The following is a 15345-nucleotide window of genomic DNA, read 5'->3' on the forward strand; positions in this document are numbered from 1 at the left end:
CATTACAGCCCCTGCCCCGGTTTGATGTCTTTCAGCTCCATCGCTTTGGCCGGATCACGGTAAAGCTGGGCAAGAACGTCTTGACGTTTGATGTTTTGGCGGTGGCGCAGGGTCAGCACGATGGCCCCGATCATCGCGACCAGCAGGATCAGACCTGCCAGTTGGAAAAGCATGATATATTTGTCGTAAACCAACAGACCCAGCGCGGCAGTGTTTTGCATATCGCCCTGCGGTGCGGCCAGACGGGTTTCGAAACCGTCCGAATACGCCCACGACCCGTAAGCCATCGCAAGCTGCAGGAGGATGATCACACCGATGAGAAGCGCGAGCGGCATGTATTTCGCCATCTCAGCCTTCAACTCGGCAAAGTCGATGTCGAGCATCATGACCACAAAGAGGAACAGAACCGCGACCGCACCGACGTAAACGATCATCAAGAGCATCGCGATGAATTCCGCGCCCAGCAGAACAAAGAGCCCCGCCGAAGAGAGGAACGACAAGATCAGCCAGAGAACCGAATGGACAGGGTTCCGGCTCACGACTGTGAACAGGCCGCCCGCAACGGTGGTCAGCGCAAAACAATAAAAGGCGATAGCGGCTACACTCATTCGTCCCGGTCCTTTTTAGCGTCCTCTTCCATGACCTCATTCGCGAGTGTCATGGCTTTGGTCATTGCGGGAACGCCTCCGAACATTGCGGATTGTGCAATGGTCTCAGCGATCTCCTGTTTGGTGGCCCCTGCCTCGCGCGCGTGGCGGACAGTCAGGCGGATCTGTGCGTCGGCTTGGGCACCCATGATCGTCAATCCGGTCAGGGTCAAAAGCAGACGGGTTTTGGCATCCAGACCTTCAGGATTAAAGGTCTTGCCCATAGTTGCTTCCATCATGTCTGCGGACATGGTGGGCCACATGGTTTCAAACCCTTTGGGCATGAACGATTCCAGCGCGGGATTGAGCGATTTTGCCCAATCCTGCCCAGCCTTCATCATGGCTTCAAAAGGGTTAGATCCAGAGGTCATCGGTACGGCGCATCCATTTCGAGGTTACGCGCAATCTCGGCTTCCCAACGGTCGCCGTTCGACAGGAGTTTTGCCTTGTCGTAGAACAGCTCTTCGCGGGTTTCAGTCGAGAATTCAAAGTTCGGACCTTCGACGATTGCGTCAACTGGGCAGGCCTCTTGGCAGAAGCCGCAGTAGATGCATTTGGTCATGTCGATGTCGTAGCGCGTTGTGCGGCGCGAGCCATCTTCGCGGGGTTCCGCATCAATGGTGATCGCCTGAGCCGGGCAAATCGCTTCGCAGAGTTTACATGCGATGCAACGCTCTTCGCCGTTGGGATAACGACGCAGCGCGTGTTCACCACGGAAACGCGGGGACAGCGGGCCTTTTTCGTGCGGGTAGTTCAACGTCGCCTTGGGCGCGAAGAAGTATTTGAACCCGAGACGGAAGCCTTTGATGAAGTCAGCGAGCAGGAAATATTTGGCCGCGCGGCCGTAATCGATCTGCGTCATGGATTAGCCTCCAATCACCCAGCGGGCCCAGAACCCACCGAGGACTTCGAATTTAGCGAGGAACGACACCAGAACGACCCAAGCCAGAGACATCGGCAGGAATACTTTCCAACCCAAACGCATCAGTTGGTCGTAACGGTAACGAGGGGTGATGGCCTTAACCATCGCGAAGATGAAGAAGCAGAACACCATTTTCGCGACCATCCAGAGGATGCCATCGGGCAGGAATTCTACCGGCGACAACCAGCCGCCAAGGAACAGCAGCGACACCAGCGCACACATCAGCACGACAGCGGTCAATTCGCCGATCATGAACAGAAGGAACGGGGTCGAAGAGTATTCAACCTGATAACCCGCAACCAGTTCCGATTCAGCCTCAGGAAGGTCGAACGGAGGACGGTTGGTTTCAGCCAAGGCCGAGATGAAGAAGAGGAACAGCATCGGGAAGTGCGGGATGAAGTACCACGACAGGATGCCGTAGCCGTCTTGGGCACGAACGATGTCGCCAAAGTTCATCGAACCGGTCGAGATGATCACACCGATGATGATCAGGCCGATCGACACCTCATAAGAGATCATCTGCGCGGCAGAGCGAAGCGAGCCGAGGAACGGATATTTGGAGTTCGATGCCCAACCGCCCATGATCACGCCGTAAACTTCGAGCGACGAGATCGCAAAGACGTAGAGGATCGCGACGTTGATGTCAGCGAGGACCCAACCGTCGTTGAACGGGATAACCGCCCATGCGATCACAGCCATCACGAACGAGATCAGTGGTGCGAGGAAGAAGACGAATTTGTCAGCGCCAGCAGGCACGACAATTTCCTTCACGATATATTTGATAAAGTCCGCAAAGGATTGCAGCAGACCAAACACACCTACGATGTTCGGGCCCTTACGCATCTGCACCGCAGCCCAGACCTTGCGGTCGGCATACATCAGGAAGGCCAAAGCCACCAGAAGCGGTACCAGTACCAAAAGGCACTGACCCACTGTCAGCAGAAGGATCCCAAGGTTGGTCGTGGTGAAAAATTCAACCATATTCGTCCCCTTACACCGTCGGTATGCCCGATGCGCCGCAATCGGCCACCGTAACTTCGGCGTCTATTGTTCTTAACCCGCGCGGTAGCGCCGGCGAGATGGTGTAAACAGCATCCGCGACCCAAGTTCCAGCCTCTTCATCGACTAGAGTGCGAACGTGTCGTGCAAACCCGTATCCACGGATCAGCGTGTATTGTGCGGCGGCGCATCGAGCGTAGCGTTCTACGTCCTCTGGCCCCCTTGCCCCTGTCATTGCAACCTTAAAACCAACAAGGTCGCCATCTAAGAGCCGTGTTTCGACACCTTTGTAAGTTGGGACCGATGGTCCCTGCCCTGCTCCAGTGTCGTGGGATGCGGTGCACCCCATAAGAGCCAACGCCGATATGACGATGGCTCTCATGTTTTTTTACTCCGCCGCGACCTTGGTCGATTCGGCGCGTGCCTTGGCCGCTGCCGAGAGTTCAGCCATCAATGCAGACGACCGAGCAATCGGGTTGGTCAGGTAGAAATCTTTGACCACGTTACGGAAGGTTGCTTTGCCCAGCTTAGCTACAGGCAGCGCAGTCCAATTGTTCTCAGCAACAACGTCGATGTCAGCCAGATGCGGAACCGCAGCGACCAGCGCCTGACGCAGCTGAGCCAGCGAATCCCACGGAAGGGTTGCGCCCAGCTCTGCGGACAGTGCACGTAGGATCGCCCAGTTCTCTTTTGCTTCACCAGGAGCAAACGCTGCGCGCATTGCGAGCTGAGGACGACCTTCGGTGTTCACAAAGAGACCGTTTTCTTCGGTGTAAGCTGCACCCGGCAGGATGATGTCAGCGCGGTGTGCACCACGGTCGCCATGCGAACCTTGGTAGATCACGAATGCGCCGTCACCGATCTCAACTTCGTCGGCGCCAAGGTTGTAAACAACTTCAGCACCATCAAGAGCAGCCTCAAGGCCACCTTCGGTCACAGCGTTTACGTCCAGCGCACCAACACGACCTGCTGCAGTGTGCAGAACGAGAAGTTTAGCACCGCCCTTTTCAGCAAGCGATTGTGCGGCAGCCAGAACGGCCTCACCGTCAGCTTCGTTCAATGCGCCCTGACCAACGATGATGACACCATTGGTGCCTTGTTTGTCAGAGTGATCCATCGCCAACAGCTGCTCAAGCGCAGCGCGATCTGTGCCAACGTGGGTGTAATCGTAGGTCAGATCGACAGCTTCACCGACCAGACCAACAGTTGCACCACGCAGCCACGCTTTGCGGATACGAGAGTTCAGAACTGGCGCTTCAACACGTGGGTTGGTGCCGATCATGAAAATGTTGTCAGCGTGATCGATGTCTTCGATCAGCGCGGTGCCGACATAAGCGGAACGGTTACCAGCAGGCAGACGCGCCTTGTCGGTACGCGCCTCAACCTTGCCACCCAGACCTTCGATCAGAGTTTTGAGGCTGAATGCGGATTCGACGTTCGCCAGATCACCAATCAGACCAGCGACTTTCTTGCCCTTCATCGCTGCAGCAACAGCGGTCAGAGCTTCGTCCCAGCCCGCTTTGCGCAACTTGCCGTTCTCACGGATGTAAGGTGTGTCGAGACGCTGGCGGCTCAGGCCGTCCCACACGTAACGCGACTTGTCCGAAATCCACTCTTCGTTCACGCCGTCATGGTTGCGCGGCAGAATACGCATGACCTTGCGGCCTTTGGTATCAACGCGAATGTTCGAACCAAGCGCATCCATCACGTCGATGGTTTCGGTTTTGGTCAGTTCCCACGGACGAGCGGTAAACGAATAAGGTTTGGAAACCAGAGCACCAACAGGGCAGAGGTCAACGATGTTGCCCTGCATGTTCGAATCGAGTGTCTGGTTCAGGTACGATGTAATCTCTGCATCTTCGCCACGGCCGGTTTGACCCATCTGGGTGATACCAGCGACCTCAGTGGTAAAGCGCACACAGCGGGTGCACGAAATACAACGGGTCATGTGGGTTTCAACGAGCGGGCCGAGGTTCAGGTCGTCCGACGCACGTTTCGGCTCGCGGTAGCGCGAGAAGTCGACGCCGTAAGCCATCGCCTGATCCTGAAGGTCGCATTCGCCACCTTGGTCACAGATCGGGCAATCCAGCGGGTGGTTGATCAGGAGAAACTCCATCACGCCTTCACGCGCCTTTTTAACCATTGGGCTGTTGGTTTTCACAACAGGCGGCTGACCCTCAGGGCCAGGGCGCAAGTCTTTGACCTGCATCGCACAGGAGGCCGCAGGTTTCGGCGGGCCGCCGACCACCTCAACGAGGCACATGCGGCAGTTGCCCGCGATGGACAAACGCTCGTGATAGCAGAAACGCGGAACTTCAACCCCAGCCTCTTCACAGGCTTGAATCAGGGTCATGGCACCGGGCACTTCTACCTCAATCCCGTCGATGATGATTTTCTTAAGATCGGACATGGCCAGCCTTTTGGTTCTTGTCGCTACGACCCAAAGCTCCGCATGGCACGCACGCAGATGCATACAGTCGCGGCGGTTCTAACGCGGCTTGCCGCGCTATGCCAGCGCGAACGTCACCAAAACTGAGGTAAATTTCAGGTTTTGCCGATTTCTTTTAGATCAGCAGCATCGCGGCAAAGATCGGCACGGCGGCAAAAATCGCGATCAAAACAACGAAAACCGCTATGAAAAAGGGGGCTGGGGCCTGTGCGGTGCTTCTTACCGCACAAACGGGGCAATCCACGTCGGTTTTATAGAGGGGTACGCCGCAGTCCCCGCAGCACTCTGATTTGAACATAGAATCAACGCAACAGTCGACCAACGGCGGTCTGCGCTTCCATTTCGGACCGTCCAACGGTGCAGTACGTGTCTCCCTGCCCTGTCACTGCACCCAGATCCGCCAGTTGCGCCCGTGCGATCCCTTCAAGCCGCGCCTTCTCGACCTTATCATCGACATAGGCGTCAATTTCGGCCCGCGAATAACCAAGGTCCTCGGCTCGCGACTTTAGGCTGTTGAGATAGAGCGCCCCGCGCAGCAACCGAACCGAGATGCTGTCGCATTTATCCCCGATCTCAATCGCCATGCCCGCCGCGATAATCCCATCGCGGATTTCAGGCACATCCTTGAGCGGCGGCAAAGCCGAGGCTTGGGTCGCCATTAGCATAAAGGTGAACGGCAAGAGGTAACGCATCTAATATCCAGTCTTCCGGTGCAGATCAGTCGGGATCATGGTCGGATACAAAAGACTTACGCCGCTGCTATTCAATAGCAACGGCGCGTTATCGGGTTTTTCGGTCAGTTTTCGCCGTTAACCACGAGCGTGAAGGAAATTCAGTCGCTGATTAAATCCCACCTTCAACAGGTGGAGGAGCTGCGACCGTCGAAATTGGAGCACGGGTTTCTACACACCCCGCCAAGATCAAAACTGTTAACGATCCTGCCGCAATCAAAACTCTCATAACATTCTCCAACTAAATCTATGGAGGTTTAATCGAATTTTATTTCACCCACAGCAAGTATGAAATCTCTTCTTCGGAACGAAAAAGGCCACCCCGAAGGGTGGCCTCATAAAACTCTGTCAGTCTCGATTATTCTGCAGCGATCGCACGGCCCTTGAGACGCTCTTCGATCTCTGGGCGGAAGTTGCGGATCAGACCTTGGATCGGCCAAGCCGCCGCGTCGCCGAGCGCACAGATGGTGTGACCTTCAACCTGTTTGGTCACGTCCCAAAGCATGTCGATCTCTTCAACCGATGCATTGCCCTGAACCAGACGTTCCATCACGCGCATCATCCAGCCGGTGCCTTCACGGCACGGGGTGCACTGACCGCAGGATTCGTGCTTGTAGAACTTGGACAGACGCCAGATCGCTTTCACGATGTCGACCGACTTATCCATGACGATCACTGCCGCAGTACCGAGGCCAGAGCCCAGTTCACCGCGCAGGTAATCGAAGTCCATGATCGCGTCTTTCATCTTTTCGCCGCGAACGCAGGGAACAGACGAACCACCTGGAATCACGGCAAGCAGGTTATCCCAGCCGCCACGGATGCCACCGCAGTGCTTTTCGATCAGTTCTTCGAACGTGATGCCCATCTCTTCTTCAACAACACATGGGTTGTTTACGTGACCAGAGATCGCGAACAGTTTGGTGCCGACGTTGTTCGGGCGACCCATGCCAGAGAACCACGACGCACCACGACGCAGGATGGTCGGGCAAACAGCAATCGATTCGACGTTGTTCACGGTGGTCGGGCAACCGTAGAGACCCGCACCAGCAGGGAACGGCGGCTTCATACGCGGCATGCCTTTTTTGCCTTCGAGGCTTTCGAGCAGCGCGGTTTCTTCACCGCAGATATAAGCGCCTGCACCGTGGTGCAGGTAAAGATCGAAGTCCCAGCCAGAGCCAGCAGCATTCTTACCCAGAAGGCCAGCGTCATAAGCTTCGTCGATCGCAGCCTGCAGTGCTTCGCGTTCGCGGATATATTCGCCACGGATGTAGATATAGCAGGCATGTGCATTCATTGCGAAAGACGCGATCAGGCAGCCTTCGATCAGCGTGTGCGGATCGTGGCGCATGATTTCGCGGTCTTTACAGGTGCCCGGCTCTGATTCGTCAGCGTTCACCACCAGGTAGCTGGGGCGACCATCTGATTCTTTCGGCATGAAGGACCACTTCAAACCGGTCGGGAAGCCCGCACCACCACGGCCACGCAGACCGGAGGCTTTCATTTCATCAATGATCCAGTCGCGGCCTTTTTTAATAATATCCGCAGTACCATCCCAATGCCCGCGCGCCTTCGCACCAGCGAGGGTGCGGTCGTGCATGCCGTAGAGGTTGGTGAAAATCCGGTCCTGATCCTTGAGCATGGCTCACCTTTCATCACTTCTGGCGTGACCGCCAGATGCCATAAGTCATCCATAAAGCCCAGCCGAATCCGACGAGGGCGATAATATCAAAAAGGGCACGGGTCCGATTGGATAGCCCAAATTGACCTCCGGCCCATGTCGCCACGATCCAAAACACACCAACACCAGCGAGGAACAACGCAGAACGTTGGCCATTTTGAGGTGTCGGTTGTTTCGGATCGTGGGTCATGGTGCGTCAGTTAGTAATCGTTGGTCTTGGCACGTTCAAGGAACGCTTCGATGCCTTCTTCAACAATAATTTTAGCCTGTGCCACCCATTTGTCACGGGTCACACGCCCTTTAAAGCGCGGCATGTTGCCGTCCATCCAAGCAACCTCGTCCGCGCCCCAAGCCGCGATCTGGTCGTAGTGATACACGCCGTAGCTGTTTACCAATTCTTCCAGTTTCGGGCCGATGCCTTCGATAACCTTGAGGTCGTCCGCTTTGCCACCGCGCGGTGCGCTCAGCGCCGCAGGTTTTCCGCCCTCGGCAGCAGGTGCAGGTGCCTTAGTGGCAGCGGCCTTCGCCTTGGTCGTTTTTGCAGCAGGCTTTGCAGCTTTTTCAGCTTTCGGCGCAGCTTTGGCAGCTGGTTTTGCCGCTGCTTTCTTAGCTGGCTTTGCAGGTTCCGCAGCAGGCGCTTCATATTTCCAATCGCCCTTCTGCGAGGCGAGTTCTTCTTCGCCGGCGAGAGCCTTGGACGGTTTGATCACTGCAGCGGGAGCCGCTGGCGCAGCGGATGTCGCAGCCGCAGGTGCCGCAGTCGGTGCGGCTTCAGCAGGTGCCGCAGCAACCGTAGCGGGAGCCTCTGCGGCCGCAGGTGTCGATGATGTAGATGCGCTGCCGGCAGGCGCTGCCGCCTCGCCGCAGAAGAAATATGTCAGAATGAGGCCCGCAATAACGGCCACAACGATCCCCGCCAAAATAGCGAGGAACCATCCCCAGTGTGCAGCAACGCCAAGAATGATGGCTGCAACAACACCAATAATCGCGGCCGCGAGCCAGCTAATCTGCCGGCAGCCCCAACCAGTATTCGAATTAGTCATAGTCTAAACTCCTTCAACGTCCCATGAGCCTCTCATTTGCTGGAGGCTTCTGTGCCCTTCTAAAGGAAGACTACTCAAATTTGTAAAATTTGATAGCAAATCCACCTCAGATCGCGCCTAAAGTGCAATATTTACACAGTCTAGGCGCGACCTAAGGCGATATTCTTACGATTCAGAGGCGAGTTTCGCGGCCTGAGCCATCCAATCGTCACGCTCAATACGACCTTTGAACTTGAGACGGGCATCGACCCAAGCAACCTCTTGGGCAGTCCATTTCGCGATCTGGTCGTAGTGATAGAAACCAAGCTCGTTGAGCAGAGCTTCGAGCTTCGGACCAACGCCAGAGATCTTCTTGAGGTCGTCTTTGCCCGATGCGCGCGGTGCGGTCAGAACTTCCGGCTGCTTTTCGTCAACCGCAGCAACCTCTGCCGCTTTCGCTGGTGCTGCAGCCTTCTCTACCGGAGCTTTCTTTGCGGCAGGCTTCGCAGCGGCTTTCTTGGCAGGGGCTTTTGCAGCGGTTGCACCCGATTTGATCCACGGTGTCAAAAGCGGGACTTCGGTGCCGTCGATGCGCTTTACGGTATCACCGATATCAACAGCCAGCTGAGCCGACGCGTTATACTGGTGTTTGCCGCTTTCGTGATCCGTCAGCGATGTCAGACCCGACAGGGGCTCTGCAGCGTAACGACCGTTCTGAGGGCCCGGTGTCGGAACCTTGCCAGCAGCAAGATCGTCGAGCAGTTTGCGCAGACCATCAGCGGTGAGGTCTTCGTAGTAGTCTTTACCGATCTGAGCCATAGGCGCGTTTGTGCAAGCACCCAGACATTCCACTTCTTCCCAAGTGAATTTGCCATCCGCAGACAGAGTGTACGGTGCTTCGTTGATCTTTTCTTTGCAGACGCCGATCAGGTCTTCGGCACCACAGATCATGCAGGACAAGGTACCGCAAATCTGGATGTGCGCGACCGATCCAGTCGGCTGCAGCTGGAACATAAAGTAGAACGAAGCCACTTCGAGCGCACGAATATAGGCCATGCCGAGCATGTCAGCGACCGTTTCGATTGCTGGACGGGTCAGCCAACCTTCTTGCTCTTGGGCGCGCCAAAGAAGCGGGATGATTGCCGATGCCTGACGGCCTTCGGGATACTTTTGAATTTGACCTTCAGCCCATGCAAGGTTCGCAGGGGTAAAAGCAAAGGACGAGGGCTGTTCGTGGTGCAAACGGCGAAGCATCGGCGTCAGGCTCCGGTCTTTTCGGCGGCGCGATATGCACCAACCTTGGTTTCAATTTCTGCGCGGCGGCTCACTTGCACGCCTCAGTCTGGAGCGACATGCTCCCGTCGGGTTGAAGAACCGCCTGCCCCGACTCATAGAGCGCGGCCACGGCAGCAAATACTTGCTCTTCGGTCAGACCAGAGGCCTGAAAAATCTCGTCGCCATTCTCGGCGGTAACCACACAGCCTGCAGCCTCAATGGCTTTGGACAGCGCGGCTTTATCAGCCGCAACATCGGCAAACACACTACCGGGCATACAGGCTAACACAACCAACCCAAATCGCTTCATCAGCGGTCAATCTCCCCGAACACAACGTCCATGGTGCCGATGATGGCAGCCACGTCAGCGAGCTGGTGACCAGACGCGATGTGGTCCATCGCCTGCAGGTGCAGATAGCCCGGTGCGCGCAGTTTTGCACGGTATGGTTTGTTCGAACCGTCTGCCTTCAGGTAGACGCCGAATTCACCTTTCGGTGCTTCAACCGCTGCGTAAACCTCGCCCTCAGGCACGTGGAAGCCTTCGGTGTAGAGTTTGAAATGGTGGATCAGCGATTCCATGTTGGTTTTCATGTCGCCACGCTTCGGCGGTGTGATCTTACCACGGGCCAGAACGTCGCCACCTTCAACACGCAATTTCGCAATCGCTTGTTTGATGATCGAAGTCGACTGACGCATCTCTTCCATACGGACGAGGTAGCGGTCGAAACAATCGCCGTTTTTGCCAACGGGGATCTGGAACTCGAACTCGTCGTAGCATTCGTAGGGCTGCGCACGACGCAGGTCCCAAGCGAGGCCAGAGCCACGCACCATCACGCCCGAGAAGCCCCATTTCTGGATGTCTTCTTCGGTGACGACGCCGATATCAACGTTACGCTGTTTGAAAATACGGTTTTCGGTCAGCAGACCGTCGATGTCGTCCAGAACGTTCGGGAAGTGGTTCGCCCACTCTTCGATATCGTCAAGAAGCGCATCAGGCAGGTCTTGGTGGACACCACCGGGACGGAAATATGCCGCGTGCAAACGTGCGCCACAGGCACGTTCGTAGAAAATCATCAGCTTTTCACGCTCTTCAAAGCCCCAGAGCGGCGGTGTCAGCGCACCAACGTCCATAGCCTGAGTGGTGACGTTCAGAAGGTGGTTCAGAACGCGGCCGATTTCGGAATAAAGAACGCGGATCAGCGATGCACGACGCGGAACTTCGGTGCCCGTCAGACGTTCGATGGCCAAGCACCAAGCGTGCTCTTGGTTCATCGGCGCCACGTAGTCGAGACGGTCGAAATACGGAAGGTTCTGCAGATAGGTGCGGCTTTCCATCAGCTTTTCGGTGCCACGGTGCAGCAGACCGATATGCGGGTCGCAGCGTTCAACAATCTCGCCGTCCAGTTCCAGAACCAGACGCAACACGCCGTGAGCCGCAGGGTGCTGCGGGCCAAAGTTGATGTTGAAGTTACGGATCTTCTGTTCGCCCGTCTGAGCGTCCTCGAAGCCTTTGCCACCATCCATCATGCGTATGCCCTCGCAAGGTTATTCTGCCAGTTCATTGGCAGCGGGCCGACGTTATCGGCGACCCAGTCGTATTGATCTTTGAGGAACCGAACAGCATCCGCTGCCAGCCCTGCGTCCATGCGGGCTTTGGCGCCTTCATGGACTTTGCGTTCTTTGTCCGCCGCGATGTGGGTCAGGCCCAGAAACGCGCAAACACGCGCCCAGCCCTCCGCCGTCATCAGGCGTTCGGAAAATTCTACCAGTAGCCGCGATGCCGGAACAACGCGGCGCAGTTTTTCGATGGTCGAACGATAGTCACCGCGTTCAGCGACATCCGCGTGCTTTTGCCCCGCGATCACTTTCGCCATCGCATCATTGGCGCGCGCCTCTAGGTCAGCGTCACCATGCTGGCGCGAGACCACCATGCGAATATGGCTCCACAGACGGTCAAGCGGGTCGCGGATCAGATAGACAAACTTTGTCATCGGACGCAGCGCCGACATACGGGTCAGCATCGCCTCATCCAAGAGACCATACGCAGGGGTCATTTCTGCCACCACGCGTTTGCCCTCGCCCCCGTTCGACAACCATGCCCAATACCGAGCATCATCCTCACGCGGGCTTTCCAGCACGTCGACCAAGCCAACCATATCGTCGACTTGACGGGTCAGGTTCGCCTCACGGTGCTTATTACCATTGCGGCGTACCATTTCGCGGGTTTCGAGCATCTTCGAATGATTAGCTGCAAAGGCCGACAATTGGCCCGCACAGCGTTTCGCGTCAAAGGTATCCCAGTAGTGGGCTTCCTTCACGTCGCGCACCAGACACTCCGGATGACCATGCAGCATGCGATAAAGCCAGGACGTGCCTGCCTTCGTCGCACCTACACAGTAAAGGAGGGTCTGATCGGTCATTCGATTACTTCGCCGCTGCTTTGTCGTCACCCGGAAGGATGTATTCAGCACCTTCCCACGGCGACATAAAGTCGAACTGACGGTATTCCTGAACCAGTTTCACGGGCTCGTAGACAACGCGTTTTTGCGCTTCGTCATAGCGAACCTCAGTGTAACCAGTGGTCGGGAAGTCCTTGCGCAGCGGGTAACCACGGAAACCGTAGTCGGTCAGAATGCGGCGCAGGTCTGGGTGACCCGAGAAGAGGATACCAAACATGTCAAAGACTTCACGCTCGAACCAGTTGGCCGAGGGGTGAACTTCGATGATCGACGGAACCATTTCTTCTTCGCGGATCGACACGCGCAGACGAATGCGGTGGTTCTGATACATCGACAGGAAGTGGTAAACGACGTCGAACCGTTTTGCGCGGCCCGGATAGTCAACGGCGGTGATATCGACGAGCGACGAGAACTGGCAGGACTGGTCGGTTTTCAGAAACTCGACAAAAGCCACCAGTTGCGACGGCGCAACATCGACGTTCAGCTCACCATACGTGACATCCCAACCGAGAACGGCATCGGATTTCTTCAGCTCGAGAAGAGCGCCAAGTTCCTTAAGTGCTTCGGACATGACAACCCCCTCTTAGCGAACGATAGTGCCGGTGCGGCGGATTTTGCGCTGAAGCTGCAGGATACCGTAGAGCAGAGCTTCTGCTGTCGGAGGGCAGCCCGGAACGTAAACGTCGACCGGAACAATGCGGTCACAGCCACGAACGACCGAATAGGAATAGTGGTAGTAACCACCGCCGTTCGCACAAGACCCCATCGAGATCACATAGCGCGGCTCTGGCATCTGGTCGTAAACCTTACGAAGCGCAGGCGCCATTTTGTTGGTCAGCGTGCCCGCAACGATCATCAGATCCGACTGGCGCGGAGAAGCGCGCGGTGCGGTACCGAAACGTTCGAGGTCGTAACGCGGCATAGAGGTGTGCATCATTTCAACCGCACAACAGGCCAGACCAAAGGTCATCCAGTGCAGCGAACCCGTACGCGCCCAGTTGATGATGTCAGCAGTGGACGTGACAAGGAAACCCTTGTCCTGAAGCTCGCGGTTGATCTCCTGCGTGACAACTTCTTTGTCTACGCCGGCGGTGTTGACGCCAGTCATCACTCCCATTCCAGAGCTCCCTTTTTCCACTCATAGGCAAAGCCGATCGTCAGAACGGCGAGGAATACCATCATCGACCAGAAGCCAACCATGCTCAGATCCTTGAATGCGACGGCCCATGGGAAGAGGAACGCGACTTCGAGGTCGAAGATGATGAAGAGGATCGACACAAGGTAGAACCGAACATCAAATTTCATCCGCGCATCGTCAAAGGCGTTAAAGCCACATTCGTAGGCCGACACTTTTTCTGGGTCAGGGTTCCGCACGGCAACCACCACAGCGGCCAGAACCAGAATCAGGCCGATAGCGATGGCAAGGCCAAGGAACACGATAATGGGGAGGTATTCGCGAAGCATCTCTTCCACGACAGGTCCTTTCCTGCAGGACGGACCTATCACGGTCCGTTCGTTCGACATGGCTTTACCCCTGCCGCGTCAGAGGGTCAACCAAGCGCCGCTATAGTTGACGCTGTTTTTATCACGCAAAATTCAGGGCCAAATGACAACGAACTCTTAACACTTTCGAACTAGGGTCGCCCAATCGCCCTTTATTATAGGTATATTGTGTTAAGGCTTCTCATTTTCTTTATGTCCCCACGGTCTGTTCGCCGTGCAATTTTCAACTTGGTTGTTTTACTCGTTCCGCTGAATCTGTTGGCGATTGTGGTTCAGTTCTTTGTTCTTGGGTCCGATGCGATTCCGTTGGCGGATATCGTTCTTTTGACGTCAATCGTCGGGACGCCGTTCATGCTTGGCGGGCAGTTCATTGGCGCTCGACAGGTTGCGACCAAGGATCGATTGGTCGAAATGGCGACCACCGATATGCTCACCCGCCTCCCCAATCGTCGCGCCTTTATGGAGCGGGCGCGGTCAGCACTGTCACGCCATAAGGGGGTGATGCTGTTGCTCGACGCGGATCACTTTAAGGACATCAACGACAACTATGGCCATGCAACAGGCGATCATTGCCTGCAGGTTATGGCCGATCATCTACAAGGGCTACTGCGGTCGAATGATGTGATTGGCCGCGTCGGAGGCGAGGAGTTCGCGATCTTCCTCCCCGATGTCACAATGGAAACCGCACGCCTAATCGGGCAGCGGATCAGCATGGGCCTGTCGGTCGAAACAGGCACGGGTGCGTCATTGCAGGTCACCGTTTCAGTCGGGGCGGCGACCGTTGGTCCGCATATGACACTGGACGAGGCACTGCGTGACGCAGACATCGCCCTCTATCGGGCGAAAACGGCTGGCCGTGCGCGAATAGAAATCGCGGCCTAGCTCTGCCACTGCGGTTTACGTTTATCGAAAAAGGCGCCGATGCCTTCGACCGCCTCTGGGCTTTCCCAACGCTGCGCGAGGGCCGCAATGGTGTCGTCGATGACTTGATCATTGATCGGCGGTCCCAAACGACGGGCGAGCGCCTTGGCCTCGGCCACCGCACCAGGGGCGCAGGATAGATAGGGCGCGACCTCGGCCTCAACCGCCGCATCCAGATCATCTGCCGCAACCGACTTTGCAACGATCCCGAGCGTGACAGCCTCATCCGCGCCAAACCGACGCGACGACATGAACACGCGGCGTGCCATAGCCTCCCCCATCCGAGCGAGGACATAAGGCCCGATGGTCGCAGGGATCAGACCGAGCCGCGTTTCCGTCAAACCAAACAATGCTGTATCTGCCGCAATCGCGATATCGCAAACACAGGCCATGCCGACCCCGCCACCAAAGGCATTCCCATGAACGCGCCCAATCACTGGCTTTGACATTTCGTTCAACGCCCTGAGCATATTAGCAAGGCGGCGTGCCTCAACCTCGCGCCCTGCCGCATCGGTATCAAACTGCGCCCGCATCCAACCGAGGTCACCGCCCGCACAGAAACTCGCCCCCTCAGCGGCGAGGATCACAACTCGCACGGCAGGATCCGCGCCCAAGGTCCGCGCGGCCTCGGTCAATTCATCCATCATTTGTGCGGATAGAGCGTTATGTTTTTCAGACCGCGCTAAGGTCAGCGTCGCGACCCCACGGTCATCAATATCAATGCGGATCGTTTCCATCG

The 15345-nt window shown here is 56.5% G+C and carries 19 protein-coding genes; 1 reads left to right on the top strand and 18 read right to left on the bottom strand.

All coding sequences use genetic code 11. From position 1 onward, the window contains the following. Positions 1-2: 2 nt before the first annotated feature. From AC07ED_RS08350 to AC07ED_RS08430, 17 genes are all read right to left on the bottom strand, one after another. Positions 3-608 carry an NADH-quinone oxidoreductase subunit J gene (locus AC07ED_RS08350; protein ID WP_067549188.1) on the bottom strand — a complete coding sequence of 202 codons (606 nt, stop codon included), beginning with the start codon at positions 606-608 and terminating at the stop codon, positions 3-5. Then, positions 605-1018 carry a carboxymuconolactone decarboxylase family protein gene (locus AC07ED_RS08355; protein ID WP_067549191.1) on the bottom strand — a complete coding sequence of 138 codons (414 nt, stop codon included), beginning with the start codon at positions 1016-1018 and terminating at the stop codon, positions 605-607. Before AC07ED_RS08355 ends, AC07ED_RS08350 begins: the two co-directional genes overlap by 4 nt. Then, entirely contained in the window at positions 1015-1509 is a 495-nt protein-coding gene (gene nuoI, locus AC07ED_RS08360) for an NADH-quinone oxidoreductase subunit NuoI (protein WP_067549194.1), read from the bottom strand. Before nuoI ends, AC07ED_RS08355 begins: the two co-directional genes overlap by 4 nt. Positions 1510-1512: 3 nt before the next feature. Further along, on the bottom strand, positions 1513-2550 hold the full coding sequence (gene nuoH / locus AC07ED_RS08365; RefSeq protein WP_105235384.1) for an NADH-quinone oxidoreductase subunit NuoH: 1038 nt from the start codon (positions 2548-2550) through the stop codon (positions 1513-1515). A 10-nt stretch (positions 2551-2560) separates the two neighbouring features. Beyond that, positions 2561-2917 (bottom strand): hypothetical protein, encoded by a 357-nt coding sequence (locus tag AC07ED_RS08370; RefSeq protein WP_231924775.1) that lies wholly within the window; start codon positions 2915-2917, stop codon positions 2561-2563. Positions 2918-2956: 39 nt separating this feature from the next. After that, positions 2957-4978 carry an NADH-quinone oxidoreductase subunit NuoG gene (gene nuoG, locus AC07ED_RS08375; protein WP_105235385.1) on the bottom strand — a complete coding sequence of 674 codons (2022 nt, stop codon included), beginning with the start codon at positions 4976-4978 and terminating at the stop codon, positions 2957-2959. Between the two features lie 341 nt (positions 4979-5319). Beyond that, positions 5320-5709, bottom strand: coding sequence for a DUF5333 domain-containing protein (locus AC07ED_RS08380; protein ID WP_105235386.1), 390 nt, complete (start codon positions 5707-5709; stop codon positions 5320-5322). A gap of 397 nt (positions 5710-6106) precedes the next feature. Further along, positions 6107-7387 carry an NADH-quinone oxidoreductase subunit NuoF gene (nuoF, locus tag AC07ED_RS08385; protein ID WP_067549219.1) on the bottom strand — a complete coding sequence of 427 codons (1281 nt, stop codon included), beginning with the start codon at positions 7385-7387 and terminating at the stop codon, positions 6107-6109. Positions 7388-7400: 13 nt separating this feature from the next. After that, positions 7401-7616, bottom strand: a complete 216-nt coding sequence (locus AC07ED_RS08390) for a DUF5337 domain-containing protein (protein WP_067549222.1) — start codon at positions 7614-7616, stop codon at positions 7401-7403. Positions 7617-7626: 10 nt separating this feature from the next. Further along, complete coding sequence (locus AC07ED_RS08395; protein WP_105235387.1) at positions 7627-8469, bottom strand: NADH:quinone oxidoreductase; 843 nt, start codon at positions 8467-8469, stop codon at positions 7627-7629. A gap of 165 nt (positions 8470-8634) precedes the next feature. Continuing rightward, a complete protein-coding gene (gene nuoE / locus AC07ED_RS08400; protein WP_105235388.1) occupies positions 8635-9702 on the bottom strand; it encodes an NADH-quinone oxidoreductase subunit NuoE in 1068 nt (355 codons plus the stop codon). A 70-nt stretch (positions 9703-9772) separates the two neighbouring features. Next, complete coding sequence (locus tag AC07ED_RS08405; RefSeq protein ID WP_245918057.1) at positions 9773-10000, bottom strand: hypothetical protein; 228 nt, start codon at positions 9998-10000, stop codon at positions 9773-9775. Positions 10001-10032: 32 nt separating this feature from the next. Beyond that, positions 10033-11247: an NADH-quinone oxidoreductase subunit D gene (locus AC07ED_RS08410; RefSeq protein WP_197498156.1), complete on the bottom strand. Its 1215-nt coding sequence runs from the start codon at positions 11245-11247 to the stop codon at positions 10033-10035. Further along, complete coding sequence (locus AC07ED_RS08415; protein WP_105235390.1) at positions 11247-12143, bottom strand: sulfotransferase; 897 nt, start codon at positions 12141-12143, stop codon at positions 11247-11249. Before AC07ED_RS08415 ends, AC07ED_RS08410 begins: the two co-directional genes overlap by 1 nt. 4 nt (positions 12144-12147) lie before the next feature. Beyond that, the gene (locus AC07ED_RS08420) at positions 12148-12753 is read right to left on the bottom strand and encodes an NADH-quinone oxidoreductase subunit C (protein ID WP_067549238.1); all 606 of its coding nucleotides are present in this window, start codon (positions 12751-12753) and stop codon (positions 12148-12150) included. A gap of 12 nt (positions 12754-12765) precedes the next feature. Beyond that, positions 12766-13299, bottom strand: a complete 534-nt coding sequence (locus AC07ED_RS08425) for a NuoB/complex I 20 kDa subunit family protein (RefSeq protein ID WP_197498147.1) — start codon at positions 13297-13299, stop codon at positions 12766-12768. Then, positions 13290-13655: an NADH-quinone oxidoreductase subunit A gene (locus tag AC07ED_RS08430; protein WP_067549241.1), complete on the bottom strand. Its 366-nt coding sequence runs from the start codon at positions 13653-13655 to the stop codon at positions 13290-13292. The genes AC07ED_RS08425 and AC07ED_RS08430 overlap by 10 nt, the downstream gene beginning before the upstream one ends. Positions 13656-13877: 222 nt before the next feature. Here AC07ED_RS08430 and AC07ED_RS08435 point away from each other — a divergent pair, with 222 nt between their 5' ends. After that, positions 13878-14567: a GGDEF domain-containing protein gene (locus tag AC07ED_RS08435; protein ID WP_105235391.1), complete on the top strand. Its 690-nt coding sequence runs from the start codon at positions 13878-13880 to the stop codon at positions 14565-14567. Here AC07ED_RS08435 and AC07ED_RS08440 read toward each other — a convergent pair. Then, the gene (locus AC07ED_RS08440) at positions 14564-15343 is read right to left on the bottom strand and encodes a crotonase/enoyl-CoA hydratase family protein (protein WP_105235392.1); all 780 of its coding nucleotides are present in this window, start codon (positions 15341-15343) and stop codon (positions 14564-14566) included. The two genes, AC07ED_RS08435 and AC07ED_RS08440, sit on opposite strands and share 4 nt — an antisense overlap. Between the last annotated feature and the right edge of the window lie 2 nt (positions 15344-15345).

The sequence above is a fragment of the Aestuarium zhoushanense genome (genome assembly GCF_056431045.1).

Coding starts and splice junctions, on each gene's coding strand:
- AC07ED_RS08350 (WP_067549188.1), bottom strand. CDS start 608: ATGAGTGTAGCCGCTATCGCCTTTTATTGTTTTGCGCTGACCACCGTT.
- AC07ED_RS08355 (WP_067549191.1), bottom strand. CDS start 1,018: ATGACCTCTGGATCTAACCCTTTTGAAGCCATGATGAAGGCTGGGCAG.
- nuoI (WP_067549194.1), bottom strand. CDS start 1,509: ATGACGCAGATCGATTACGGCCGCGCGGCCAAATATTTCCTGCTCGCT.
- nuoH (WP_105235384.1), bottom strand. CDS start 2,550: ATGGTTGAATTTTTCACCACGACCAACCTTGGGATCCTTCTGCTGACA.
- AC07ED_RS08370 (WP_231924775.1), bottom strand. CDS start 2,917: ATGGGGTGCACCGCATCCCACGACACTGGAGCAGGGCAGGGACCATCG.
- nuoG (WP_105235385.1), bottom strand. CDS start 4,978: ATGTCCGATCTTAAGAAAATCATCATCGACGGGATTGAGGTAGAAGTG.
- AC07ED_RS08380 (WP_105235386.1), bottom strand. CDS start 5,709: ATGCGTTACCTCTTGCCGTTCACCTTTATGCTAATGGCGACCCAAGCC.
- nuoF (WP_067549219.1), bottom strand. CDS start 7,387: ATGCTCAAGGATCAGGACCGGATTTTCACCAACCTCTACGGCATGCAC.
- AC07ED_RS08390 (WP_067549222.1), bottom strand. CDS start 7,616: ATGACCCACGATCCGAAACAACCGACACCTCAAAATGGCCAACGTTCT.
- AC07ED_RS08395 (WP_105235387.1), bottom strand. CDS start 8,469: ATGACTAATTCGAATACTGGTTGGGGCTGCCGGCAGATTAGCTGGCTC.
- nuoE (WP_105235388.1), bottom strand. CDS start 9,702: ATGCTTCGCCGTTTGCACCACGAACAGCCCTCGTCCTTTGCTTTTACC.
- AC07ED_RS08405 (WP_245918057.1), bottom strand. CDS start 10,000: ATGCCCGGTAGTGTGTTTGCCGATGTTGCGGCTGATAAAGCCGCGCTG.
- AC07ED_RS08410 (WP_197498156.1), bottom strand. CDS start 11,247: ATGGATGGTGGCAAAGGCTTCGAGGACGCTCAGACGGGCGAACAGAAG.
- AC07ED_RS08415 (WP_105235390.1), bottom strand. CDS start 12,143: ATGACCGATCAGACCCTCCTTTACTGTGTAGGTGCGACGAAGGCAGGC.
- AC07ED_RS08420 (WP_067549238.1), bottom strand. CDS start 12,753: ATGTCCGAAGCACTTAAGGAACTTGGCGCTCTTCTCGAGCTGAAGAAA.
- AC07ED_RS08425 (WP_197498147.1), bottom strand. CDS start 13,299: ATGGGAGTGATGACTGGCGTCAACACCGCCGGCGTAGACAAAGAAGTT.
- AC07ED_RS08435 (WP_105235391.1), top strand. CDS start 13,878: ATGTCCCCACGGTCTGTTCGCCGTGCAATTTTCAACTTGGTTGTTTTA.
- AC07ED_RS08440 (WP_105235392.1), bottom strand. CDS start 15,343: ATGGAAACGATCCGCATTGATATTGATGACCGTGGGGTCGCGACGCTG.